Here is a 26,250-nt window from a genome sequence, read left to right as displayed (position 1 = left end):
CGTTATCGGCCGCGCCGTCCAACCGTGCTCAGCTAAGCTGCTTGGCCGAGAACGTGTCGCACTTGCGCACATCCCCGTATTGCAACCCCTCGCGCAGCCAATACACCCGCTGCGCACTCGTGCCGTGCGTGAACGACTCGGGCACCACACGGCCCTGCGACTGCTGCTGCAAACGGTCGTCGCCAATGGCCGCCGCCGCTTTCAAGCCCTGCTCGATATCGCCCGGCTCGAACAACTGCTGCTTCGCCTTCGCCGCATTGTTCGCCCACACGCCCGCAAAACAGTCCGCCTGCAATTCCAGCCGCACCGACAACGCATTGGCCTGCGCTTCGGACAGACGCCGGCGCGCCGCGTCGAACTGGTCGGAGATGCCCAACAGGTTCTGCACGTGATGGCCGACTTCGTGCGCGATCACATACGCTTGCGCGAAATCGCCGCCCGCGCCGAACTTGCGCTGCAATTCGTCGTAAAACTCGAGATCGATGTACACCTGACGGTCGCCCGGGCAGTAAAACGGCCCCATCGCCGTTTGTCCCGTGCCACAGGCGGTCGCCGTCGCGCCGGAGAACACCACCAGCTTGGGCGCGACATATTGGCGATTCAACTGCGTCTGGAAGACGGTGGTCCAAGTCCGCTCGATGTTGCCGAGCACGCGTCGCGTGAAGACGATCTTGGGATCGGTAGCCGGCGCGGTGTTGGCCGGGGCCCGCTGAGAGGGCGAGGGCTGCGACTGCGTCTGTCCCTGCAACATCTGCGAGCCTTCGATAATCACCCGCGGGTCGATGCCGAAGAAATACGAGGCCGCCAGCGCCACCACGATCGTGCCGATGCCGATGGTCGTGCGCCCTCCGAATCCGCCGCCACTGCCCCGGCGATCTTCAACATTTTGGCTTTCTTGTTCGTCGTCGAGACGCATTTGTAATCTCCCTTGTGCAGAAGCACGCGATCTGCGCGGAAGTATAGCGCTGGGCGCCGTGCGCGCGACGCTCGGTCGCAGGCAGGCCCTAGGCACCCGGGCATCGCCCCGGCGGCAGGCGTGCGACAATACGCCATCTCGTTTTCAGAACCAGTCGGCTCGTGCTGTCATGGCGCGGGCGCTGCATTCGCCGCATGGCCCAATCCCAAACTTCGAGCCAAACGCACGACGTGATCGTCGTCGGTGGCGGTCTGATCGGCAAGGCCGCTGCCTTGCTGCTTTCGCAAGCCCGGCTGTCGGTCGCGCTGCTCGCTCAGCCCGCCGCCGCACAGGCCGCGCCGGGCAACGGCGGCGACCCGTGGGACGCCCGCATCTACTCGCTGTCGTCCAGCTCGCAAGCGCTGTTCGAGCGCATGCGTGTCTGGCAAGCCGTCGATCCCGCCCGCGTGAACCCCGTCTACGACATGGAAGTGTTCGGCGACGAACGCGGCAGTCTGCATTTCTCGGCGTATCAGGCCGCCGTGCCCCAGTTGGCATGGATTGCTGAATCCGCCAATCTGGAACGCGCGCTCGACGCCGCGCTGCGTTTCTCCCCGCAAGTGCACTGGGTCGATGCCCGCGCCGACACCCTCGAAGTCGATGCCGAAGCGGCCTCGGTGCGGCTCTCGGACGGCAAGGTGCTGCGCGCGTCGCTTGTGGTCGGTGCCGACGGTTCGCATTCGTGGGTGCGAAGCACAGCGGGCCTCGATGGCTCGGTGCGTCCGTACGAGCAACTCGGTGTGGTGTGCAACTTCCGCGCGGAGCGCTCGCACCGCGATACGGCGTTTCAATGGTTTCACGATGGCGAGATCATTGCGCTGCTGCCGCTGCCGGATCAGCACGTCTCGCTCGTCTGGTCGGCCGCTGACGGTCACGCCAATCAGTTGCTCGCGCTCGATCCCAAAGACCTTGCCGAGCGTATCGGCACCTTCGCGAAAGGTGAACTCGGCCAGCTCACGCCGGTCTCAGCCCGCGCGCAGGGTTTTCCGCTGGTGCTCGCACAGGCCAAACGTCTGATTGCGCAGCGTGTCGCGCTGATCGGCGATGCGGCACACGTCGTGCATCCGCTGGCCGGGCAGGGCATGAACCTCGGCCTGCGCGATGTCGCGGCGCTCGGCGATGCCATTGCGGCGCGCGAATCGTTCCGCGATTGCGGTGACGCCACCGTGCTGCGCCGCTACGAGCGCGCTCGCAAGGAAGACATCGGCAGCATGGCCTTCACGACGGACGGGCTGCACAAGCTGTTCTCGGTGAACAGCCCGCTCGCGAAGTTCGCGCGCAATGCCGGGCTCGACGGCGTGAACATGCTGCCCTTCCTGAAGAAATTCCTGATCGGCCGCGCGCTGGGCTGACGCTTCGGCGGGCTAGCGATCGCTGGCCAGCCCCGCGCCACGCATCCCCACGCACTCTCAAGCACGACACTACTTCTGGAGAAATTCGATGTTGCAACGTTATCGCGCCGCGGCGCTTGCTATCGCAGCGGTTTGCGCCGCCGGTGTCACCACGCTGGCCGTCGCGCAGAACAAGCCGGACGCGACGCTCGACCGCGTGAAAAGCGCCGTGCAGAAGACGCTCGGTGCCGATGCCCCCGTGAAGTCGGTGGCGCGCACGCCGGTGCCGGGGCTCTATGAAGTGGCGGTGGGCGGCGAGATCATCTACGCCGACGAGAAGGCACAGTACGTGATTCTGGGCGGCAATCTGGTCGATACCAAGACGCGTCAAAACCTCACGGAAGCGCGTCAGTCCGAACTGAACAAGGTCGACTTCGCCAAGCTGCCGCTCGATCGCGCCATCAAGTTCGTGAAGGGCAACGGCAGCCGCAAGATCGCCGTCTTCTCCGACCCGAACTGCCCGTACTGCAAGCGTTTCGAAGAGACGCTGAAGTCGAACATCGACAACATCACCGTCTACACCTTCCTGTATCCGGTGCTCGGCCCGGATTCGGACGCCAAGTCGAAGGCCATCTGGTGCTCGACCGACCGCCTCAAGGCCTGGCACGACTGGATGATCGACAAGAAGGCCCCGGCCACGCCCACGGCGAAGTGCGACGACGGTCCGGTCAAGCAGAACGTGGCGCTCGGCCACAGCTATAACGTGACGGGCACGCCGACGATCATTCTGTCCGACGGCCGCCGTCTGCCGGGTGCTGTGCCCGCCGACGAACTGGAAAAGGCACTCGCCACCGTCAAGTAAGCCCTCCTACATAAGAAGCGTCCACCCACGCCACGCACGCCATGAAAGCTACGCCTTCCATTCGGTACGCCATTGTTCCGAAGTCGCCCGCCGCTCACTTGTTCGAAGTGAGCGTCACGGTCTCCAACCCCGCACCCGAAGGCCAGCGTTTTACGCTGCCCGCATGGATTCCGGGGAGCTACATGGTGCGCGAGTTCGCTCGCAACATCGTGACCATCGGTGCGACGTGCCGTGGCCGCAAGGTGGCGCTCGACAAGCTCGACAAGCACACGTGGCAGGCAGCGCCCTGCAAAGGCACGCTGATCGTGACCTACGAAGTCTATGCGTGGGATCTCTCGGTGCGCGCGGCGCATCTGGACGACACGCACGGCTTCTTCAACGGCACCAGCGTGTTTCTGCGTGTGCAAGGACAGGAAACTTCGCCCTGTGAGGTCGACATCCTGCGTCCGCGCGGTGTCGCTTACAAGGCGTGGCGCGTGGCAACGGCGCTCGAACCCGCGCAGGGGACGAACGCGCTCGACTTCGGGCGCTACGTGGCGGCCGATTACGACGAACTCATCGACTCGCCGGTGGAGCTCGGCACGTTTGTGCACGGCACCTTCAAGGCGTGCGGCGTGACGCACGAGGTTGCGATTACCGGCCCCGTGCCGAATCTCGATCTGGATCGTTTGCTGCGCGATATGAAGAAGATCTGCGAATCGCAGATCCGGCTGTTCGAGCCGGGCGCCAGCACGCGCTCGCGTGTGCCCATGCAGCGTTATGTGTTCTTGCTCATGACGGTCGGCGACGGCTACGGTGGGCTGGAGCATCGCGCCTCCACCGCGCTGCTCGCCAGCCGCAACGACTTGCCGGTGCAAGGGCAGGCGAAGATGAGCGACGCGTATCGCGGCTTTCTCGGCTTAGTGAGCCACGAGTACTTCCACACGTGGAACGTCAAGCGCATCAAACCGGCAGCGTTCGCGCCGTACACGCTCGATCAGGAAAACTACACGCGCCTGTTGTGGCTGTTCGAAGGCTTCACGTCGTATTACGACGATCTGATGCTCGTGCGCAGCGGCGTGATCGATGCCCCGGCGTATTACGAACTGGTCGCGAAGACGGTGGCCAACGTACTGCGCGGCAGCGGCCGCCTGAAACAAACCGTGGCTGAGAGCTCGTTCGATGCGTGGACGAAGTATTACCGTCAGGACGAGAACGCACCGAACGCGATCGTGAGCTACTACACGAAAGGTTCGCTGATCGCGCTCGCCCTCGACTTGACCATCCGCACGCAAACGCGCGGCCAGAAGTCGCTCGACGACATCATGCGGGCGCTGTGGCAGCGCTACGGGCGCGATTTCTATCGCGGCTCGCCCATCGGCATTGCCGAAGACGCGGTGCAGCCGTTGTTCGAGGAAGTGTCGGGTGTCGACCTGTCGGAATTCTTCGCGACGGCGATCAACGGCACGCGCGATTTACCGCTCGCGTCGTTGTTGGAGCGTGTCGGTCTGACGTTGGCCCCGGTGACGCCGGAACATGGCCGCCCGTCGCTGGGCGCGAAGACCGCCAAACGCGGCGACGATCTTGCCCTCGCGCAGGTGCTCGACGGCGGGGCGGCGCAAGCGGCGGGGTTGTCGGCGGGCGATACGCTCGTCGCGATCGATGGCCTGCGCGTGACGACGGGCAATCTCGACAAGTTGCTCGAACGCTATCGCGCGGGCGATCAGGTGCGCCTGCATGCGTTCCGTCGCGACGAATTGCGCGAAACCACGCTCACGCTCGACGCGCCTGAAGTGACGCAGTACCGCATTACGGCAACGCGCGATCGCGCTGCCGCGCAACGCCGCGAGAAATGGCTGAATGCGGCGGCCTGACGTGACGATTTACCGCGACAATCTAATGCGGCAATTTAACGCGACGACGTAATGCAGTGGCTAAGCGCGTAATCAGCGCTTAGCCTCGACGGGCGCCGGACCCGGCACAGCCGGGTCGCGGTTCTCTTCGGGGCAGGTCCGCGCGACCGCGAGCATATGTTCGATGAAGACTTGGGTCTTTCTCGGCAGAAAGCGGCGCGAGGGCGTTACCAAATGCACCGGGCTGGCCGGTAGCGACCACTCGGGCAGCACCTTCACCAGACGGCCGGTGCGCAACGCATCTTCGGCCAGAATGTCGGTCAGCGCGGCAATGCCGCTGCCCGCCAGCGCCATCTCCTTGACCATCCCCATGCTGTTGACCTGAATCGCGCCATGCATCGTGATGTCGACGCGTTGGCGGCCCTTATGCAACGTGTCGGTGTTGAAGAGCCGCCGCGCGCCTTGGAGAATCACGTAGCGGTGTCCGGCGAGTTCTTCGGGCACCTCGGGCAGGCCGGTCGCGCTCAGATAGAGCGGACTCGCATAGAGGCTTCGCGTGAGCATCAGCAACGGACGCGCCACGAGCGTGGAATCGGAGAGTTGACCCGCACGAATGGCGACATCGACGCGCTCGGCGATCAAGTCGACCTGCCGTGAACTCAAATCGACATCGACAGTGATCTCGGGATATGCCGCGCAGAACGTGGCGAGCGGCAGCGCCAGCCATTGCGTGGCAAAGTCGGCGGGGGCGGTGATACGCAGGCGTCCGCGCGGCTTGTTGGAGAGTTGCGAGGCGAAGTCGCGTGTCTCTTCGACCTCTTCCAGAATCGGCAAACAACGTTCGTAATACGCTTCGCCCACTTCGGTGAGTTCGAGCCGTCGCGTGGTTTTGTGCAGCAGCCGCGTGCCCAGCCGGGTCTCCAGCCGCGACAGTCGGCGGCTGACCGTGGCCTTCGGCAAATCGAGCCGCTCGCCTGCCCGGGTGATGCTTCCCGAGCGCACGACTTCGGCGAAGATCAGCATGTCGTTCAGATCGTCAATCATCGCAGTGCGCTCCTAGGGGACACCTCGCAGCGCCTTCTGGCGTCGCGTCCATTGTGTGAAATCGCTACCCGGGCCGGGCAAATCTATTGTTCCAAAATGGGAACAAACAATTCGATTTTAGCGGCTTGTTTCATTTTTGTGGGTAACTAGAATTCAACCTAAGCCGACACGCAATTGACGGCATCCCCGGTGAAGGGGGCCTGCGTGGACGGATTTACCGACCCCCAGGCTTAGGAGCCACCGCAATGACCACGATTCTGCAAATCAATTCCGCCGCCCGTTCGCAGGGTGCCAACTCGACCACGCTCGCCAACGAAACCGTGGCGCAACTGGTCGCAAAGAACCCCGGTGCCAACGTGGTCGTACGCGACCTGCTGGCCGATGGCGTGCCGCACTTGGACGAAGCTGTGATCGGCGCGTTCTTCACGCCGGAAGATCAACGCTCGCCCGAGCAGAACGCCATCATCGCGCGCAGCGACGCACTGATTGCCGAAATTCAAGCCGCCGACTACGTCGTGTTCGGCGTGCCGCTGTACAACTTCCAAGTGCCGTCGCAACTGAAGGCTTACTTCGACTGGATCGCCCGCGCTCGCGTGACGTTCCGCTACCGTGAAGACGGTACGGTGGAAGGCCTGATTCAAGGCAAGAAGGTGTTCGTCGCGTTCGCCCGTGGCGGCAACTACAAGGACACCCCGGCCGACAGCCAGACCCCGTACCTGAAGGCGATTCTCGGCTTCCTCGGCATGACCGACGTGAACTTCATCTTCGCCGAAGGTTTGGCACGTGGTCCGGAATCGGCCGCTGCCGGTTTCAAGAACGCCCGCGACGCGATCGCTGCGCTGTAATTGAATGCACCCACCCGGCGCGCTACATCAGCGTGCCGGGTTTCGTGCACTCAGCGTCATTAGCAACAAGTTCTCCCGTACGTGCGGACCCCTGAATGGCTAACTCGAATGCCGTCTCCCTGCGGACTCGTGTGACGAAGCGTCCGGCCGCCCATGCCGGCGCGACGGCCAATCCGCGCGTGCTTCCCGTCTCCCGGCCCGGCCGCTGTGCTGCGGCTGCGGGGGCGGGTGTTTTCGATCAGGTCGACGAGACAGATCCGTTTCTGTCGATCGACGTCTTTCGCCGTCACGGCGCGAGTATTCCCCCGCATCCGCATGCCGGATGTGCCGTGGTGACCTATCTGTTTCCCGAATCGACGACGTCGTTGCGCAGCCGCAATGCGCAAGGCGGCGACGACACGCTCGACCCCGGCGATCTGCTTTGGCTCGAAGCCAATTGCGGCACCGTGCACGACGACGTGCCGTCAGACCTTTGCAAGACCGTGCGCGGTGTACGGCTCGTGGTGAATCGTGCCGGGCGGCATGCGCATGGCGCCCCCGAGCAAACCGTATTGCGCGCCGCCGCGATGCCCCACTGGCAAGCGGGCGCGCTCGACTTGACGCTCGTCTGCGGCGAATGGGATGGACGGCACGTTGCGCCCGGCGATACCGCTGCGAGCGAATGCGTTCCTGACGAGAAACCCACGACGTTGCTGCGCCTCGACTGGCGCGCCGACGATTTGCGCGCGCTCACCATCCCGTGCGATGGCCGCCGTTGGGTGGCGTTGGTCGCGCAGGGTGAGGCGGCGCTGGCCGATCATGCACTGCGTGCCGATGGCGGCGGTGTAGAGGCTTTGCTGTTACCGCCGGGCGAATGGCAGATGGCGGGGCGCGAGGGCGCCAGGCTGCTGCTGGTGGGCGGTGTGCCGCTCGATGAACCGGTGGTGTTTCGCGGCAACTTTGCGGCGCGCGATGAGGGAGACCTCATCAACCTCATGCGGCGCTATCAGCAAGGATCGATGGGAACGCTTTGACCCCGCCGGGTTGATGCCGGGGTGACGTCATATCGCGGCAATACGATGGGCATGAATGCAGAAGGGGGATTCGGTCGTGCGACTGAATCCCCCTTTTTACGCTTGCGTGTCTACGCGATTACGCCATCACTGATGGAAGTTCAGCGTGAGCATGGCACTGCGGCCCGGGGCCCACGTTGCGTAGATCGGGTACGCGCTGGCGTAGTACTTCTTGTCGAAGATGTTCTGCACGTTGAGTTGCAGATCGACGGTGCGCGAGATGCGATACGTTGCCATCGCGTCGAAGCGTGCATAGCCCGGCGTCCATTTGCGCGTGGTGGCGGAGACCGACGCGTAGGTGAGGCTCGAGAGCGTCATGCCTGCGCCGAGCGTGAGCTTCGGCAGCACTTCGTAGTCGGTCCACAGCGTGACGTTGTGCTTGGGCACCATCACCATCGGCAGGCCTGACGCACCCGGTGCACTCGGACCGGCATCCGTCGTGATCGCGTCCAGATACGAGTAGCCGCCGAACACGCGCCAGTGCGACGTCAGGTTACCGGCCCAGCCGAGCTCAGCGCCGCGCACGCGCTGGCTGCCTGCATTGATCGTGCCGCCCAGACCGTCGCTGACACGCGCGTTGGTCTTGTCGGTTTGGAACAGGGCGGCGGTAAGCGACAGACGCTGCTCCAGCACATCCCATTTCGCGCCGACTTCGATATTGCGGCTGCGCTCAGGCGCGAGGTTCGAATTGCCCGCCGTGATCTGATCGGTGCCACCGCCAAGACCGCTATTCGCGCCCGGCGGGTTGGCCGACGTGCCGTACGAGGCGTACAGGCTAAGCGTCGGCAGCACCTTGTAGACCACGCCCAACTGGAAGCTGAACAGGTTCGAAATGTTCTTCAGATCGGGGGCGCCCGCTTGCACGGCGTGCACGTCGAAGCGGTCGAAACGCGCCCCGGCGTTGAGCAGCCAGCGCTCGGAGAGCTTCACGCTGTCGAACAAGTAGGCCGATGCGACATCGGTGCGCGTGTTCGTGGCCGCACCGGGGAAGGCCTTATCGCCATTGAGCACCAGACTGCCGGTCCATGGGTTATCCGGATTCCAGCCGCCGATGGTGGTGCAGTTGTAGGCGACCGAGCACGGACCGCCCGAGCGGATGTTGTTACCGGCGCTGTCTTGCACGAGATAGCCTTCGTAGCGGCTTTGCTCGTTGCTGAATTCCATACCCGCCGTGAGCGTGTGCTCGAAGCCGAACAGGGTGGTTTTGCCCGTGAGTTCGGTTTGGTTGGCGATGCTGTTGGTGGCGTACTTGCCGCTCTTGGCCTGCAACGAAATGATGTTCGAGCTGGCCGATTGGAACTGCGGGTTCGTCGCGACGTAGTCGAGCGTCGAGCGGCCGACCATCGTGGTGTTCTTCACTTTCCACGTGTCGTTGATGCGGTGCTCGATCTTGATTTCGCCGGTGTCGGTTTGTCCGCGGCGGTAATCGCGGTTGTTCAGGCCGTAGAACTGGTTGCGCTGGAAGCCGCCGTCGGGCGTGCCGCCTGCCGAGCGGAACGGTGCGCTGAAGTCCGGCATGTCATACGAGTTCAGGTGGTAGTAGCTGAACGTGACGGTGGTCGGGCTGTTCAGACCGAAGGCCACCGACGGGGCGATGCCCCAGCGCTTGCTGTAGACGTTGGTGCGGCCAGCCTGATCGGCGTCGAAGCCCATCGCATTCAGGCGGACGGCGGTCTGATCGTTGATCTGACGGTTCACGTCCAGCGTGAGGCGCTTGTAACTGTCGGTGCCCAAGCCGAGGCTCGCGTTGGTGAAGTCGTCGAGGCGCGGCGTTTTCGTCGTGATGTCGATGCTGCCGCCCACGGCGCCGCGTCCGGCGTAGACCGAGTCCGGGCCCTTGATGACGCTGATGTTCTCGATGGCGAACGTCTCACGGTTTTGCACACCGGAGTCGCGCATACCGTCGACGAAGATCGAGTTGCGCGATTCGAAGCCGCGAATGACCGGACGGTCAGCCGAGGGGTTCGCTGCCGCGTCGCCGCCGAGGAACGTGATGCCGGGCACGGTCTTGAGTGCGTCGGCGAACGTGGTCGCGTTCGTCTGCTTGATCAGTTCTTCGGGAATCACCGTGACCGAGCGCGGCGTGTCGCGCAACGGGGCCACAAACTTGTACGACGGCAAGGTCGTGGTCTGCATGGCCGACGGGAGGGCGCTCTCGCTGACTTGCGTGGTCGGCAGGGCGACGGCCGTGTCCGTACCGGCGGACTGAGCGGGCTGCGCTGGCGTCGTGGCGGTGGCGGGCTGAACGGATTGTGCGGAAGCGGGAAGGGCGAAGGTGCCACCGGCGGCGAGCATGGCGCAGGCGGTCACGAGCAGACGCTGGCGCGTCTGGAAAGCGATAGACATACGTGTGTTCCGGCTGTGGCGTCACCGTCGAGCGCCTGACGGGCCGGGCAACGCACGATTCTTATCATTTGATAATGAGACGAATTCTCATTACGGCCGGAAGTTTAATATGTTCAGGAAAGCGTGTAAACGATTGAAATGATCTATGGGGTCGTATATTTCGGTAGATAAAACAGCGACGGTAATTTGCCGTCGTGTTATCGCCCGCTTGATCCCGCTTGATAGCTATGACGATCAAAAAGGCCGAGGCGCCTCAGAAATGATCGCCAAAGCTAGCATTTGATCGATCAATCCGGCACGCGCCAGTCGATCGGGGTCTTGCCGTGCTGCTCGAGGAAGGCGTTGGCGGCGCTGAAGTGGCCGCAGCCGAGAAAGCCGCGATGGGCCGAGAGGGGCGAGGGGTGCGGGGCTTCGAGCAGCAAGTGGCCGTGGCCCGAAAGCAGCGGGGCTTTCGCCTGCGCATGACTGCCCCAGAGCAGAAACACCAACGGTCCCTGTTGGGCCGCGAGGCCACCGAGCAGGGTGTCCGTGCACGCTTGCCAGCCGCCCTTCTTGAACGGTTTTGCATGGCTCGCCGCATTGCCCGCTTCCACCGTGAGCGTCGTGTTCAGCAGCAACACCCCTTGCTTCGCCCACGCATCGAGATTGCCGTGCGAGGGCGGCGACACACCCAGATCGCGTTCGATCTCTTTGTAGATGTTGCGCAGCGACGGCGGCACGCGCACCCCACGCTGCACCGAGAACGCCATGCCGTGCGCTTGCGCGATGCCATGATCGTCGCCGTGATACGGGTCTTGCCCGAGGATCACGACTTTGACGTCTTGCGGCGAGGTCATTCGCAGCGCATGAAAAATATCGGCCGGATAGACCGTCTTCCCTGCGGACACTTCGGCGTCGACGTATCGGCACAACGGGCCGTAAGCGTCGCTCGCCACAAACGGTGCCGTCAGCGCTTTCCACGCGGTGGGAAGCGCATCGAATTGATCTTCGACACGGCCCTGCAACGGACCCGCGACGCGCGGTTCACCCGCATCGCCAGACGTGGCGGTGGCCGCTGTTTCAACCGGTGCATCGGCGGTGTCTGCGGCCGGTTCGTCGAACAAGGAGCGCTGATGGGCGTCGTTGGATTTCGCTCGTGCGCGTGATGTCATGCGAGGCGTCTTTGAAAGGCGTGGATTCGAAGGGCGGTGAATAGCTGACGTTCAGCCGCCAAGCACTTTTTGGCGCAGGCGATAGCCGCGCTGCGCTTTGCTCACATCGTCGCTGTGCAACTCGGGCAGCACTTGCCGCAAATCTTGCGACAGCGCGAAGAGCATGCGCTCGCCCTGACCCTCGCGATCGTCGTCGGGCGCATCGAGCAACTCCAGCTCGACTTCGAGCAGCGGTTCCGTATGACGCTGACCGCCTGAGACAACGGCGACTTCACCACGGTCGAAGGCAATCTCCACTGCCGTGCCATCCCCCGCGATATAGCGCCACAGCCGCCGGACGAAGTTCGTTTCGAACTGCGCGACGACGCTGTCGCCTTCGTCGCGCAACATGGCCGCCGTGGCAGGCACGTCGCATGCCGCGATCAGCGCGTCGAGTTCAAGGGCTTCGCCCTTGACCGGCTGTTCCCACTCGTGGCGCACATGCAGTCCATCGCGCGCTTCACCGACCGACTTCAACGTTTGCAGCCACTGCCCCGGATGTCCGTCGCGCGCGACATAGCGCAGGCGCAATGCCGCTTTGGCACGCGAGAGCGCAAGCGAGGGCGTATCGAAATACCGGTTCACGAGATGGCGTTCGCCGCGGGCCTCGGCACCGGGCAGGTGATCGAGATGCGCGATGAGCGCGTCGGCGCGTGCGGTGGGGAGGTCGCCCGGCAGGGCAAGTTTGAGTTCGCGTTCGATGGCCATCGTGCCGTTCCCGTTCAGCGCGGCATGTCGAACAGCGTGGCGAGCGCCTCGCCCGGCTCGGGCGCGCGCATGAAGGCTTCGCCGACGAGAAAGGCATTGACGTTGGCCGCGCGCATGCGCGTTACGTCGTCGCGCGACAGGATCCCCGACTCGGTGACCACCAGACGATCTTGCGGAATGTGCTTGAGCAGGCCCAGCGTCGTGTCCAGCGTCACTTCGAAGTTGTGCAAATTGCGATTGTTGATGCCCAGCAGCGGCGTGCTCAACTCAAGGCCCGCATCGAGCTCGCGGCCGTTGTGCACTTCCACCAGCACCGCCATGCCCAGCTCGTGCGCCTGCGCTTCCAGATCGCGCATATGCGCCAGCTCCAACGCGGCGGCGATCAGCAAAATGCAGTCGGCCCCCATCTCGCGCGCTTCATACACCTGATAGGCGTCGATCATGAAGTCTTTGCGCAGCACCGGCAGATCGCACGCCGCACGCGCCGCCTTCAAGTATTCGGGCTTGCCTTGGAAGAACTGTTCGTCGGTGAGCACCGACAGGCACGCGGCGCCGCCTTGTTGATACGACTCGGCAATGGCCGGGGGCACGAAATTCTCGCGAATCACGCCCTTCGACGGGCTGGCCTTCTTGATCTCGGCGATCACGCCGGACAGGCCGCCATCGATCTTCGTGCGCAGCGAGCCCACGAAGTCGCGCGTGCCCAATTCGCTGTCGCCCACAGTCGCTTCCGCATCGCGGCGCAGGCTAATCAGGTCGCGGGCGCGCTTGGCGGCGGCAACTTCTTCGGCCTTCACGGCCAGAATTTTGTCGAGAACGGTAGACATAGCGATCGGTATTTCAGGCTTGAATAGTGGGTCTGACATCGGTGTGGTCAATCGGCGATGTCAGACCGTCAATTTACGCTTTGAATCGTTGCGTGAACTGCACGAACTCGTCGAGTTTCGCGCGTGCTGCGCCGCTCGTGATGGATTCGCGCGCCATCTGGATGCCATCGCCGATGCTCGCCGCGCGATTGGCCGCGTAGAGCGCCGTACCCGCGTTGAGCGCCACGATTTCGCGCGCGGTGCCCGGGGTGTCGTCGAGGGCTTCGATCAGCATGGCTTTCGATTCCTCGGCGCTACCGACTTTCAGGCTGCGGTTGCTCACCATTTGCAAGCCGAAGTCTTCCGGATGAATTTCGTATTCCGTGACCTTGCCGTCCTTGAGCTCGCCCACGAGCGTGGAGGCGCCCAGCGACACTTCGTCCATGCCGTCTTTGCCGTAGACGACGAGCACGTGCTCCGCGCCCAGACGCTGCATCACGCGCACCTGAATACCGACCAGGTCAGGGTGGAACACCCCCATCAGCTGGTTCGGTGCACCGGCGGGATTGGTCAGCGGGCCAAGAATGTTGAAGATCGTGCGCACGCCCATTTCCTTGCGCACGGCCGCGACGTTCTTCATGGCGGGGTGATGATTCGGCGCGAACATGAAGCCGATGCCGACTTCTCGCAGGCACTCGGCCACTTGCTCGGGCGAGAGCATGATGTTCACGCCCAGCGCTTCGAGCACGTCGGCGCTGCCCGACTTCGAGCTCACGCCGCGATTGCCGTGCTTGGCGACTTTCGCGCCAGCGCCCGCCGCGACGAACATCGATGCGGTGGAAATATTGAACGTGTGCGAAACATCGCCGCCGGTGCCCACGATATCGACGAAGTGCTCGTCGGCGGGCGCATCGACATGATTGGCAAACTCGCGCATCACCTGTGCCGCTGCGGCGATTTCACCGATGGTTTCCTTCTTCACGCGCAGTCCGGTGATGATGGCTGCCGACATGACCGGTGAAATCTCGCCCTTCATGATGAGACGCATCAAGTGCAGCATCTCGTCGTGGAAGATTTCGCGGTGTTCGATGGTGCGTTGCAGGGCTTCTTGCGGGGTAATCATAGAAAACTTCTCTCCTCTGCCGAGTCTTTTATTAGGCCGCTTGCACCGCGCGCGGGGCGGCTTGCAGGAAATTACGCAGCACGGCATGGCCGTGTTCCGAGAGTATCGACTCCGGGTGGAACTGCACGCCTTCGACGTCGAGCGTCTTGTGACGCACGCCCATGATTTCGCCGTCGTCGGTCCACGCGGTCACTTCGAGGCAGTCGGGCAGCGAGTCGCGCTCGATGGCCAGCGAGTGATAGCGGGTGACGGTAAAGCGCTTGGGCAGGCCGGCAAACACGCCTTGTTGCGTGGTTTCGATCTCGCTCACCTTGCCGTGCATGATTTGCTGAGCGCGCACGACCTTGCCGCCGAAGGCTTCGCCAATGGCCTGATGGCCGAGGCAGACGCCGAGAATCGGAATTTCGCCAGCGAAGCGCTTGAGCACGTCGAGCGTGATGCCGGCGTTGGCCGGGCAGCTCGGGCCGGGCGAGAGGCAGATGCGGTCGGGGGAGAGTTGGTGAATCGCGTCGAGCGTGATTTCGTCGTTGCGGAAGACGCGCACGTCTTCGCCCAATTCACCGAAGTACTGGACGATGTTGTAGGTAAACGAGTCGTAGTTGTCGATCATCAGCAGCATGATGGTCCCTGTTCGTCTGGTGACAATGGAATGTCGAACGCATGAGATTTGCGAATTTCCCCTGAGCGTGCCCCCACATTGACTTCGCGTTCCGCGGGGGAGGGCGCTATGGGGATGAGATAGACGTGGCGGGTTACCGCCACCAGCGCAGGGCAGCGGTCAGGGGCGACCAGAGGAGGGAGGAAGACAGAAACGACTTCATAGTGACGGCGATTGTAGCAGCAACCGCCGCCGCTCGTGGGCGGCGTGTCGCAAAAAGCGGTCAAACGGCGATTTTCTCGCGCGATCGAGTCATTTCTCGCAAGAATGTGCGCGCGTCAGTGCCCGTCGTTCGACGATTCTGCCCCGCCCACTGGGCTTCACGGCACTTTCTTCGCTTTTCGCGGGCCCGCGGGTTGGGTGGTGGCAGCGGCACTTTTCTTGGCGGCCACGGTGCGCTTGCGCGGCGCAACGCTGGGTGCCCCAGGCGACGCGGCTTTCCGGCTGGCGGCAGTCCGAGGCGTGCGGGGTGTCCGGGGGGGATCAGTCTTTGTCGGCACTTCCTGCTTCTCTTCCTGCTTGGCAGCCGCGTCTTCAAAGAGTGCCAGCACGCGTTTCAGATCGCTCTCTTCGCTGTCGTCGATCGGCACCGCGAAGCTCAAGTCCTTGACCGCCTTGGCCACCAGGCGGATTTGATCGGGCGACGCATGCGCAAGCATGCCCGGGATAGCGTTCATGGCCGCATCCGGCGCCATGCGCAGCAGGCCCGCCTGACGGCGGATCAACGCACGAAAGTCTTCGATGGACATGTCGCTTTCCCGGCGGGGCAACGAGCGCGCCAGATTGAACTGGCGCTCGTCCGCTTCGCCATGCAGGCGATGCACCCACAGCAGCGCACGAATCCCAGCCTCGAGCGCGCCGCCCTGATGCAACTCATGTTGACGATGCGCGAGCGCCTCTTTCACGAAAGCGATGTGCTCCGGCGAAGTGCCCGGATGCACACGCACTGCCGCGCCGTCGCTGCCGTGTAACCCGGCAAGCGCCTGCACCCACGGCTGGCCGTAGATCAGTTCGAACGCCTTTTCGTAGCCGTCGTCGCGTATGTCGCGATAGAAGTTGAGCGACTGCTCGATAGCCGTCGACACGGCCGTCTGAATCGCCAGGAAGGGGTTGTCCGCCGACACCGGCTGCCGTGTTTCACGAATACGCTCGGCCTTCTCGGCAAAGGGTGCGGCAAACGGATTACGGTCCGACCACATCTCGTAGCTCACTCGCAGCGGGTGCAGCAGGCGTAGCCAGTACGCCGAATTAGGTGTGACCATCGCGCGAACCCACGGCTGCACAAGGCTGCGATACAACCCGAGATTGATATCGGAGAGGTGGGCTACGGCCGCAAAGCGCCGGTCGCTTTCCGGGTCGGGCTGCACGATGGCGCGCACGTCGTCGATGCTACGGCGCTGAATCGACATCACGTAGTCGCCATCGATCAATTCGCGGTGTGGCGTGTCGGCCGTTTTGTCGGCGATCTGCGCCTGATAAATGCCCGCAGGCAACACGTCGATCAGATCGATGTTGTTGACGAACTTGCGATGCTCCTTACGCCCCGTGCTGCTCGACACGAAGATGCCCAAGTGCCCGATGCTGTCGTGCGTGGCGTACACGATGGTCTGATCGTGGCTGAACACTTCGGCATCGTCGCGGTACATGTCGGTGATGAAGCCGAGCGCCTGCGGCGGTGGCGTGATGTTGTCGCCATACGAGCAGAACACCACGATCGGCGAGCGAATATTGCGCAGGTCGAGCCGGATGCCGTCGCTAGTAATCAGTTCCGCACTCGTGAGGCGGTTGCCGACGAACAAGTTGTCGACGATGTACTGCATCTCCACTGCATTGAGAAACACATGGCCGCCCCAGTATTTCTCGAAGCCGAGATAGCGCGGTGCCTCGGTGTCGACGTTGGCGTAGAGGTGGTATTTCTTGCGCCAGAGCGTGTTGGCCGGATCGAGGTTCTCGAAGTTCTGCACGAGCCAGGCGCCGTCGAAGCGCCCGTCGCCCAGATCGCTCGTGAGTGCGGTGAGCCAACTACCGCCCAGCAGTCCGCCGGAATACCGCATCGGGTTGCGCCCGCGCCAGCCTGCCCAGTACGACAGCGGGGCACCGGCCACGATAATCGGGCCGAACAACTCCGGGCGCATGGCCGCCGTCATCAGCACTTGCCAGCCCGCCTGACAGTTGCCAATCACGGCCGGTTTTCCCGCACTCTCGGGGTGCATCGAGATGACTTTCTCGAGAAATGCCGCTTCCGCGTGCATCACGTCTTCCACCGTCTGCCCCGGCACCGGGTCGGGCAGAAAACCGACGAAATAGCACGGATGACCCGCGCGCAGGGCGGCACCGATCTCGCTATCGGGCTTGAAGCCGCCAATGCCCGGCCCGTGACCCGCGCGCGGATCGACCACGACGAACGGCCGGGCATTGGGCAGGCTGGGGGTGTCGTCCGGCGGCGTGATGCGCATCAAGCAGTAATTGCACGGACGCGGCAAATCGTGACCGTCCAGAATGACTTCCGCCGGGAAGTCGAGCACGTTCGGTGCCGATTCCGCAAGGTGTCCCTGATACTGATTGCCGCGCTGGCGCATCACGTCGGCAAACAACACGCTGCGCTGCCACGCGTCGACCGCGTATTCGGCGGCGGCGGCCATCCACGGCATGTTGGCCATCCACGGCATGTTGGCCAGCCATGGATTGACGGCGAGCCAAGGGGCATCGGCAGGCGTCGATGCGCTGGCGCGGGACGTTTGGCGTTGGAGTGCGGCGGACGACTTGGCGGGCATGGCAATGACCTCACAAATCCGGCATGACAGGGTAGGCCGACGCGGCGCGAGCGCAGTTGGCTCGCGCCATGTGCATCAAATTCAGCGCGTCAGGCCATCGAACTGAGCGTGCGGCGAAACCGCCGCAGCGAGAAGGCGAAGAACACGGCACCGATCACCGCCAGTGCCACGAACTGCACCCACACGACGCCGATTCCGGCGCCACGGAACAAAATGGCCTGCCCCAGCTCGACGAAGTGCGTCGTCGGCGCGGCCAGCATGATGTCCTGCACCACCTTCGGCATGCTCTCGCGCGGCGTGTTCCCGCCCGAGAGCATTTGCAGCGGCAGCAGCACCAGAATCAACAACATGCCGAACTGCGGCATCGAGCGGGCCAGCGTCGCCAAAAAGATACCCATCGACGTGGTCGCAAAGAGGTGCAGCGTCGCGCCCAGCAGGAACAGAGCCACCGATCCGCCGATCGGCACATGCAAGGCACCGCTCACAATCAGCCAAAGCGACATCGCCGCGGCGATCAGCACCACCATGCCCATCGACCAGACTTTCGCCAGCATGATCTCGGTCGGTGTCACCGGCATGACGAGCAAATGCTCGATGGTGCCGTGTTCGCGCTCCCGAATCAGGGCCGCGCCCGTGAGAATGATCGACAGCATGGTGATGTTGTTGATGATCTGCATGAGCGCGCCAAACCACGCACGCTCCAGCGTCGGGTTGAAGCGCACGCGCAGCGCCAGTTCCACCGGTAACTCGACATTCGATCGGTATCGCTGAACGAACTCGCGCACCTCGGCCGACACAATCTGCTGCACGTAGCCGCTGCCCGAGAACGCCTGACTCATGCGCGTGGCGTCCACGTTCAACTGCACTTCCGCATGGCGGCCCGCGAGCACGTCGGCCTGAAAATTCGGCGGAATATTCAGCGCGAAGGTGTACGCGCCTTCGTCCATGCCTCGGTCCACTGCGTCAGCAGTAATCATGCGCGGCTGCGTGAACTGCGGCGGATAGAACGCCGAGACGATGCGTGCGGAGAGTGGCGAAGCGTCTTCGTCGACGATGGCGATCGGTGCCAGATGCAGCGTGTCGGGCTGCGCGGTCGCCGACGAATACACCGACGCCGTGAACGTGTAGATGATCAGCACGAGCATCATCGGGTCGCGCACCAGACTCCATAGCTCTTTCACGCCAAGGCGGAAGATGTTGGCCAGATGCCGCCGCCAAGCGTGCGAGCGTTGCGGCTTTTCGGCCTTCGCAGGCACGTTGGCGTGCGCGGGAGGCGGCGATGGGGGTGTCGGGGAGCTCGCCATCATTTGTCCTGTTTCTTGAGCAGCAGGATCGTGGCGCCCAGAATCACGGGCACGGCGACGAGCATCGGCCAGAAGGCATTGCCCAGATCGGCAAAGCCTAACGCCTTGTTGAAGACGCCCCGGCTGATGATCAGCATGTAGGTCGCCGGGTAAATCTCGCCGATAAACCGGCCCGAGCCTTCCATCGACGGCACCGGCGTGAGCATGCCGGAGAACTGAATCGCCGGGATCATCGTGCCGATCATCGTGAAGAACAGGGCCGCAATCTGGCTGCGGGTGAAAGTGGACGCGAGCAGGCCGATGCCGGTGGCGACCACGTTGAAGATGAAGACGGCGCTAATCAGCGTGAGGAAGCTACCCTTGATCGGCACGCCGAACAGCGTCACGGCAATGAGCGCCATGAGCAGGAAGTTCAGCATGGCGAGCGCCACGTACGGAATCTGTTTGCCGATAAGAAATTCCGTGCGCGTGACCGGGGTGACGTACAGGTTCAGGATCGAGCCGAGCTCCTTCTCGCGCACCACCGACAGCGCCGTGAGCATTGCGGGCAGCATCAGCAGCAACAGCGGAATCACGGCGGGCACCATCGCGGGCAGGCTCTTTACGTCGGGGTTGTAGCGATAGCGCGTTTCGATGTCGAGCGACGATGTCGAGCGCACGCCCAAGCGGCGTAACGATTGATCCGCCAGCCAGTTCTGATGCATGCCCTGCACATAGCCTTGCACGGTCTCGGCACGCATCGGCATCGCCCCGTCGATCCACGCGCCGATTTGCACGTTCTTGCCGCGCGATACGTCACGAGCAAAGCCCGGGGGAATCTCGATCGCCAGCGCCAGTTCGCCGTCGCGCAGGCGGCGGTCCATGTCGTCGTAATCGAGAATCGGCGGCTGTTCGATGAAGTAGCGCGAGCCCGCAATGTTGAGCGCGTAGTTCTGGCTGAGCGTGGTCTGGTCGCGATCGAGCACGGCGTAGCGCAAATCTTCCACATCCATGCTGATGCCGTAGCCCATCACGAGCATCAGCACGAGCGAGCCGACGAGGGCGAGCGTGGCGCGCACCGGGTCGCGCTGCAATTCCAGCGTCTCGCGCCACAGATAGCTGATCATGCGGCCGAGCGAGAAGGCTTTGTGGTGTGTGTGTGCGGTGTCGGCGGGCGCTGCGCTAACTGACGTGGGCGTTGCCGATTCCGGTGCCTCGGGCGTGCCACCGCCCGCTTCCACCAGATATTCGATAAACGCCTGCTCCAGCGTGGCAGCGCCTTTATCCTTCGTGATCTTCGCTGGCGGGTCGGAGACCAGCACTCGCCCCGCATGCATCAGCGAGATGCGGTCGCAGCGGTCGGCCTCGTTCATGAAGTGCGTCGAGATGAAGATCGTCACGCGATCGCGGCGCGAGAGCTCCACCAACAAACGCCAGAAATTGTCGCGCGCTACCGGGTCGACGCCCGATGTCGGCTCGTCGAGAATCAGCAGCTCGGGGTTATGCACCATCGCCACCGCAAGCGACAAGCGTTGGCGCATGCCGAGCGGAATGCTGTCAGGCAGCGCGTCGCGCACTTCGGCCAGATCGAAGCGCCGTACCATTTCATCCACTCGCGCGGGGACTTCGGCTTCCGGCACGTGGAACAGCCGCGCGTGCAACACCAGATTCTGATGGACGGTCAGCTCGGTATAGAGCGAGAACGCCTGCGACATGTAGCCCACGCGGCGGCGCGTATCGATGTCTTTCGGATTGACCTCGCGGCCGAACAGCCACGCCTGCCCCTCGCTCGCTTCCAGCAAGCCGGTGAGCATTTTCATCGTGGTCGACTTGCCGCAGCCGTTCGAGCCGAGAAAGCCGAAGATTTCACCGCGCTGGATACGGAAATCCACATGATCGACGGCGACGAAATCGCCGAAGCGCATCGTCAGGCCCTTCGCCTCGATAGCGATCTCCGTGTGTTCGTCGATGTGCAGCGGCGGGATGACGACCGGCTCGTAGCCGCGCTTCTTGTCGTCGGGCAACAGGTCGATGAAGGCCGCTTCGAGATTGTCTCGATGCGTGCGCGCAAGCAACTCGGCGGGCGTGCCGGTGGCGAGTACCTTGCCTGCGTCCATTGCGACGAGCCAGTCGAAGCGCTGCGCCTCGTCCATATAGGCCGTGGCAACGATGACGCTCATGGTCGGCCGCTCGCGGCGAATGCGCGCGATCAGATCCCAGAACTGCGCGCGCGCGAGCGGATCGACGCCGGTCGTCGGCTCGTCGAGAATCAGCAGATCGGGGTCGTGAATCAACGCACAGCACAAGCCGAGTTTCTGCTTCATGCCGCCCGACAGCTTGCCCGCGGGGCGCGCGAGAAACGGTTGTAAGCCCGTGCTGCGCGTCAGATCGTCGATACGGCGGCGGCGCTCGGCGGCATCGTGTCCGAACAGGCGTGCGAAGAATTGCAGATTCTCTTCGACGGACAGCGTTGGGTAGAGATTCTTGCCCAGGCCCTGTGGCATGTAAGCAATGCGCGGACACACGAGATCGCGGTGCGCTTTGCTCGCCATGTCGCCACCCAAGGCTTCCACCGTGCCCGTTTGCACGGCGCGCGCTCCGGCGATCAGCGAGAGCAGCGTGGATTTGCCGACGCCATCGGGACCAATCAACCCGACCATGAGTTGCGACGGAATGTCGAGCGAGACGTCATCGAGTGCAAGCGTCTTGCGGCCGTAGCGCAGCGTGACGCCCGCCACATGGACGACTGGCGGTGCGCCGTCGCTAGCGGGAGGAGGGAGGGGGGCCGTCATGATGCGGCGCTCACTGCGGCAGCTTGGTCTGCAACTGGGCCGGCCACGCTTCCTGACTATCGGTCTTTACCCACGCCACGCCGGGCAGCCCCGTTTTCACGAGCTTCAGATGCTGTTGCAGCAGCTCGGGCGCAATCTGCGCGCGAACGCGGAACATCAGCTTTTGGCGTTCGCTCTCGGTTTCGACCGTCTTCGGCGTGAACTGCGCGGTGCTCGAGACGAACGAGATGTTCGCGGGAATCACGTACTGCGGCGCGGCGTCGAGAATGATGCGCGCTTCGGCGCCCATGGCAAGGCGGCCCGCGACGGCTTCGGGCAAGAAGAACGTCATGTACACGTCCGACAAGTCGACCAAGTTCAGCACTTTGCCGCCCGCCGCCAGCACTTCGCCTGGCTGCGCCACGCGGTATTGCACGCGGCCGTCGCGCGGGGCTTTCAAGTCGCTGTCGGCAATGTCGGCTTCAATGCGATTGACGGTCGCCTGTGCGGCTTCCACCGTCGACTTCGCGCCCGTGACCTGCGCGTTGGCCGCTTCCACAGCCGATTGCGCGGCGGCAATCTGTGCGCGAGCGGCGTTCACCGCTGCACGAGAACTGCGTACTCGGGCGCGGTCGTCATCGAGTTCCTGCACCGACGAGGCGCCTTCCTTCGAGAGCGTTTCCGAGCGGGCGAGACGGCGTTGTGCGGCATCGAGCTCAGCTTCGCGTGCGGCGGCGTTGGCTTCTGCCGTGGCTTTATCGGACACGCGCGCCGCCGCCTGCGCCTGAATGGCGGCGACATTGGTCACGGCTTGTTGATATTGCGCGCGCGCTTCGTCGCGCTGCGCGTTGAGGGTGTCGATCTGCATCTTGGCGAGCACCTGACCCGCTTTGACGAAGTCGCCTTCCTTGACGTAGATGTCCAGCACGCGGCCGCCGAGCTTGGTCGCGACATCGACTTCGGTCGCTTCGATGCGGCCGTTGCCGCTGGCGAAGCCTGCCCCGGGGCCGGTGTTGCTGTAGGTCTTCCATCCATACCAACCGAGGCCGATGACGACGAGCACGATCAGTGCGGGAACCAGTTTCTTGGCGTTCGGAAGCGTCATGTTCTTTGACCTCTTATTTATTGGACGGGCGGCTGCGCGGGCACGGTTGCCGTGGAGGGCACGACCACGCGCGACGTACGCGCGAAGGGGCCGCCCGGCGCATCGGCCGCAGGCATCAGGCGGCTGCCGCCGCCGAGCGCCGTGTAAAGCGACACGCGCGCCGAGAGCAGCGCGCGGCGTGTCTGCACGGTTTGTTGTTCGGCAACGAGCAGGTCGCGCTGGGCGTCGAGCACTTCAAGGAAGGCCGCCGCGCCGTGGTCGTAACGCAACTTGGCCAAGCGTGCGCGTTCTGCCTGCGCGTCTTGCGTGGCTTGCAGAATCGTGACCTGCTCAGCGAGCCAGCGGCGCGCACTCAAGGCATCGGCGACATCGCGAAACGCGCCCTGAATCGTCTTTTCGTAGTTCGCAACCGACTCGACGCGCCGTGCTTCGGCGAGATCGAGATTGTTCACGAGACGCCCGCCTTGGAAGATCGGGAGATTGATGCTCGGCGTGAACGCCCACGCGGCGCTGCCCGCTTTGAACAGACCATCGAGCGCGCTGCTGGCGGTGCCGACCGAGCCCGTGAGGGTGATCTGCGGGAAGAAGGCCGCGCGAGCCGCGCCGATATTCGCGTGGGCGGCGCGCAATTGGTATTCGGCAGCGATGATGTCGGGGCGGTCTTCGAGCAGCGACGACGGCAGGCCGGGTTCAAGATCGCGCATGAGACCGGCGTCGTCGACGGTACGGTCGACTTTGTTCGGCGACGTATCGATCGGTGCGCCGACGAGTACCTGCAAGGCATGGGCTTGCACGGCACGTTGCTGTTCAAGCTGTGTGACGAGCGCGCGCGCTTGCTGCCAGAGTGTTGTGACTTCTGTGAGATCGAGCTTCGACGTGGAGCCGACCTGCTCGCGCCGCGTGAAGATACGCAACGACTCGGCGCGGCTGTCGACCGTCTGCTGTGCGAGCGTGAGGCGCTCGTCGTACTCGCGCAGACTCAGCCACGTTTGCGCGACTTGTGAGATCAGGCTCAGTTCGAGCGCGCGGCGGGATGCATCGGAGGCCAAATAATCGTCGAGTGCCGCATCTTTAAGATTGCGAATGCGGCCCCAGAAGTCGAGCTCCCACGACGCAAGACCCAAGCCGACCTGATATTGGCTGCTGATATAGGGGTTGCCGGTGAGGCTCAGATCGCCGGGCAGGCGCTGGCGGGTTTCGCTCGCACCTACGCCCAGAGAGGGAAATAAATCGGCGCGTTGAATGCCATACGCCGCGCGCGCTTGTTCGACACGCGAGAGCGCCACGCGTAAGTCGCGATTGTTGGCGAGCGCGGTTTCGATAAGGCTGCGCAGTTGCGGATCGGCGAAGTATTCGCCCCAACTGAGCGTGGCAGCCGGTTGCGATGCGGGGGTGGCAGGGGCCGCCGTGTCAGGCGTCCAGGTGCCTGCGATCGGCGCCGCAGGGCGCTCGTAAGTGGGCGCCATCGAAATACACGCACTCAATGTACTGAGTGCAGTAACGATCAGTGCGGCTCTTGCAGACATCGCGAGGGTATTCGCAACGCCCGAACGCATACGTGAATTGCATGGTTTCGCCATAGAAGTTTCGGCCTCCCGACGGACATGCCAACTATAGCGTGGTGACGTCAATCGGCGTATACCAAAGTGGCCGAAAAAAAGCGAACGGTTGTGCTAAATCAACAAGGGCCCCGAATCGAGTAGAGGATCGATTCGGAGCCCTGCTTATTCGCATGCAATATATGTAAAGCCACCGCGTTTCAAACAGCAAGCGGCTTCACTTTGGTGCAACGCTGCGCGGCGTTGCACCGTTGGCGGGATCAGTACTCGGCGTCGAGCCCGTCCTGCACTTGCTCGGCCGCGCGCAACACCGCGCGTGCCTTGTTCTCCGTCTCTTGCCATTCCGATTCGGGCACCGAGTCGGCAACGATACCGGCAGCGGCTTGCACATAGAGATTGCCGTCTTTGACGATGCCCGTGCGAATGGCGATAGCCACGTCCATCTCGCCACCGAACGACAGGTAGCCGACGGCGCCGCCATACAGGCCGCGTTTGACCGGCTCCAACTCGTCGATCAACTCCATGGCGCGGACCTTCGGTGCGCCCGTGAGTGTGCCAGCGGGGAACGTCGCGCGCAGCACGTCAATGTTCGACAACCCGTCTTGCAGACGGCCCTCGACCGAGCTCACGATGTGCTGCACGTGCGAGTACTTCTCGATGACCATCTTGTCGGTGACTTCGACCGTGCCGGTTTGCGCGATGCGGCCCACGTCGTTGCGCGCCAAGTCGATCAGCATGACGTGTTCGGCAATTTCTTTCGGATCGCTAAGCAGCTCTTTGGCCAATTCCGCATCGCGCTCGGGGGTGGCGCCGCGCGGGCGTGTGCCTGCGAGCGGGCGAATCGTCACGATTTCATGCACGCCGTCGGGCGTTTGACGGCGCTCCTGCCGCACGAGAATCTCGGGCGATGCACCCACCACCTGAAAGTCGCCGAAGTTGTAGAAGTACATGTACGGCGACGGATTGAGCGAGCGCAGCGCGCGATACAGCGAGAGCGGCGAGTCGCGATACGGTTTGATCAGACGCTGGCCCACCTGCACCTGCATCAATTCGCCTGCGGCGATGGCTTCCTTCGCTTTAGCGACGGCGGCCAGATAGTCGGGCTTGGCGAATTCGCGGAAGGTTTCGGTGCGCACGCTGCCGGAGGTGACCGGCGCGTCGACCGGTGCCTTGAGGCGCGTGCGCAGGTCGCGCAGACGCAGACGGGCTTTCGAGTAGGCTTCGGGCGCCGTGGGGTCGGCGTAGATGATGAGGTAGAGCTTGCCGGTGAGGTTGTCGATCACGGCGAGTTCTTCCGTGAGCAGCAACTGAATGTCGGGCAGGTTCAGGTCGTCGCGCGGCGCGGTGTGGGCGAGCTTCTTCTCGATGTAGCGCACGGCGTCGTAGCCGAAGTAGCCCGCCAGGCCACCGGCAAAGCGCGGCATGCCGGGGCGCAGGGCCACCTTGAAGCGCGCTTGGAACTGGGTGATGAAATCGAGCGGGTCGCCTTCGTGCGTTTCGACGACGGCACCGTCGCGCACCACTTCGGTCTTGGGGCCGAAGCTGCGCAGCAGCGTGTGGGCCGACAAGCCGATGAACGAGTAACGGCCGAAGCGCTCGCCGCCGACAACCGATTCGAGCAGGAAGGTGTTCGCGCCGCGCCGGTCGCCCAGCGCCAGCTTGAGGTAGAGCGAGAGGGGCGTATCGAGATCGGCGAAGGCTTCGGCGATCAGCGGGATGCGGTTATAGCCTTCGTTGGCCAGCGATTTGAATTCGAGTTCGGTCATGGTGCACTCTGCCTGCAAGTTTGCCGGCGGGTGGGCCCGCAGAATCGGCGTGGATTGGCTTGGGTTGGCGTTAAGAAAATCTGAAAGCATTTTCGGGGAGGCCGACCTGCGGTCGATCTGCGTCGTTGGTGCCCTGCCGCTGCCCGAGCGTGCCATCTTACCGATGGCACGCTCGCCAGCCGTCGCCGGGACTCGGGTTCGGTGTATCGCGCCAGCCGGATAAGCACGCGAGAGCGTACG

Annotated in this window: 19 protein-coding genes; 5 read left to right on the top strand and 14 right to left on the bottom strand. The window is 63.6% G+C overall.

Annotation, left to right across the window (positions count from 1 at the left end; all coding sequences use genetic code 11):
• Positions 1-28: 28 nt before the first annotated feature.
• Positions 29-916, bottom strand: coding sequence for a KPN_02809 family neutral zinc metallopeptidase (gene ypfJ / locus PPN31114_RS24910; RefSeq protein WP_150682224.1), 888 nt, complete (start codon positions 914-916; stop codon positions 29-31).
• A 194-nt stretch (positions 917-1,110) separates the two neighbouring features.
• On the opposite strand from ypfJ, the gene PPN31114_RS24905 reads away from it, so the two are divergent.
• The 3 genes from PPN31114_RS24905 (at position 1,111) to PPN31114_RS24895 (ending at position 5,001) form a co-directional block, all read left to right on the top strand.
• A complete protein-coding gene (locus PPN31114_RS24905) occupies positions 1,111-2,307 on the top strand; it encodes a UbiH/UbiF family hydroxylase (protein WP_150682223.1) in 1,197 nt (398 codons plus the stop codon).
• Positions 2,308-2,395: 88 nt separating this feature from the next.
• Positions 2,396-3,148, top strand: coding sequence for a DsbC family protein (locus tag PPN31114_RS24900; protein WP_150682222.1), 753 nt, complete (start codon positions 2,396-2,398; stop codon positions 3,146-3,148).
• A gap of 41 nt (positions 3,149-3,189) precedes the next feature.
• Complete coding sequence (locus tag PPN31114_RS24895; protein ID WP_150682221.1) at positions 3,190-5,001, top strand: M61 family metallopeptidase; 1,812 nt, start codon at positions 3,190-3,192, stop codon at positions 4,999-5,001.
• A gap of 72 nt (positions 5,002-5,073) precedes the next feature.
• Here PPN31114_RS24895 and PPN31114_RS24890 read toward each other — a convergent pair whose 3' ends face one another.
• Positions 5,074-6,024, bottom strand: coding sequence for a LysR family transcriptional regulator (locus PPN31114_RS24890; RefSeq protein ID WP_150682220.1), 951 nt, complete (start codon positions 6,022-6,024; stop codon positions 5,074-5,076).
• Positions 6,025-6,269: 245 nt separating this feature from the next.
• On the opposite strand from PPN31114_RS24890, the gene PPN31114_RS24885 reads away from it, so the two are divergent.
• A complete protein-coding gene (locus PPN31114_RS24885; RefSeq protein ID WP_150682219.1) occupies positions 6,270-6,869 on the top strand; it encodes an FMN-dependent NADH-azoreductase in 600 nt (199 codons plus the stop codon).
• 95 nt (positions 6,870-6,964) lie between these two features.
• Positions 6,965-7,882 carry a pirin family protein gene (locus PPN31114_RS24880; RefSeq protein WP_150682218.1) on the top strand — a complete coding sequence of 306 codons (918 nt, stop codon included), beginning with the start codon at positions 6,965-6,967 and terminating at the stop codon, positions 7,880-7,882.
• A 126-nt stretch (positions 7,883-8,008) separates the two neighbouring features.
• On the opposite strand, the gene PPN31114_RS24875 is transcribed toward PPN31114_RS24880, so the two are convergent.
• From PPN31114_RS24875 to trpE, 12 genes are all read right to left on the bottom strand, one after another.
• Complete coding sequence (locus tag PPN31114_RS24875) at positions 8,009-10,267, bottom strand: TonB-dependent receptor (protein ID WP_150682217.1); 2,259 nt, start codon at positions 10,265-10,267, stop codon at positions 8,009-8,011.
• A gap of 287 nt (positions 10,268-10,554) precedes the next feature.
• A complete protein-coding gene (locus tag PPN31114_RS24870) occupies positions 10,555-11,418 on the bottom strand; it encodes a uracil-DNA glycosylase (RefSeq protein WP_150682216.1) in 864 nt (287 codons plus the stop codon).
• 51 nt (positions 11,419-11,469) lie between these two features.
• Complete coding sequence (locus tag PPN31114_RS24865; protein ID WP_150682215.1) at positions 11,470-12,165, bottom strand: CYTH domain-containing protein; 696 nt, start codon at positions 12,163-12,165, stop codon at positions 11,470-11,472.
• 14 nt (positions 12,166-12,179) lie between these two features.
• Positions 12,180-12,992: an indole-3-glycerol phosphate synthase TrpC gene (gene trpC / locus PPN31114_RS24860; protein ID WP_150682214.1), complete on the bottom strand. Its 813-nt coding sequence runs from the start codon at positions 12,990-12,992 to the stop codon at positions 12,180-12,182.
• A gap of 73 nt (positions 12,993-13,065) precedes the next feature.
• Entirely contained in the window at positions 13,066-14,094 is a 1,029-nt protein-coding gene (gene trpD, locus PPN31114_RS24855; protein WP_150682213.1) for an anthranilate phosphoribosyltransferase, read from the bottom strand.
• A gap of 31 nt (positions 14,095-14,125) precedes the next feature.
• A complete protein-coding gene (locus PPN31114_RS24850; protein WP_150682212.1) occupies positions 14,126-14,713 on the bottom strand; it encodes an anthranilate synthase component II in 588 nt (195 codons plus the stop codon).
• Between the two features lie 359 nt (positions 14,714-15,072).
• A complete protein-coding gene (locus PPN31114_RS24845) occupies positions 15,073-17,421 on the bottom strand; it encodes a DUF3141 domain-containing protein (protein WP_150682371.1) in 2,349 nt (782 codons plus the stop codon).
• 194 nt (positions 17,422-17,615) lie between these two features.
• Complete coding sequence (locus PPN31114_RS24840) at positions 17,616-18,833, bottom strand: ABC transporter permease (protein WP_246182741.1); 1,218 nt, start codon at positions 18,831-18,833, stop codon at positions 17,616-17,618.
• Positions 18,830-21,601, bottom strand: coding sequence for a ribosome-associated ATPase/putative transporter RbbA (gene rbbA, locus PPN31114_RS24835; protein ID WP_150682211.1), 2,772 nt, complete (start codon positions 21,599-21,601; stop codon positions 18,830-18,832). Before rbbA ends, PPN31114_RS24840 begins: the two co-directional genes overlap by 4 nt.
• Positions 21,602-21,611: 10 nt before the next feature.
• Positions 21,612-22,685, bottom strand: coding sequence for an HlyD family secretion protein (locus PPN31114_RS24830; RefSeq protein WP_150682210.1), 1,074 nt, complete (start codon positions 22,683-22,685; stop codon positions 21,612-21,614).
• Between the two features lie 17 nt (positions 22,686-22,702).
• Complete coding sequence (locus PPN31114_RS24825; protein ID WP_150682209.1) at positions 22,703-24,211, bottom strand: efflux transporter outer membrane subunit; 1,509 nt, start codon at positions 24,209-24,211, stop codon at positions 22,703-22,705.
• 293 nt (positions 24,212-24,504) lie between these two features.
• Positions 24,505-26,010 carry an anthranilate synthase component I gene (gene trpE / locus PPN31114_RS24820; RefSeq protein WP_150682208.1) on the bottom strand — a complete coding sequence of 502 codons (1,506 nt, stop codon included), beginning with the start codon at positions 26,008-26,010 and terminating at the stop codon, positions 24,505-24,507.
• Positions 26,011-26,250 lie beyond the last annotated feature (240 nt).

This window comes from Pandoraea pneumonica (assembly GCF_902459645.1).
GTDB lineage: Bacteria > Pseudomonadota > Gammaproteobacteria > Burkholderiales > Burkholderiaceae > Pandoraea > Pandoraea pneumonica.
Note: the sequence above shows the minus strand (reverse complement) of the source record. Positions and strands in the feature narration are given on the sequence as shown.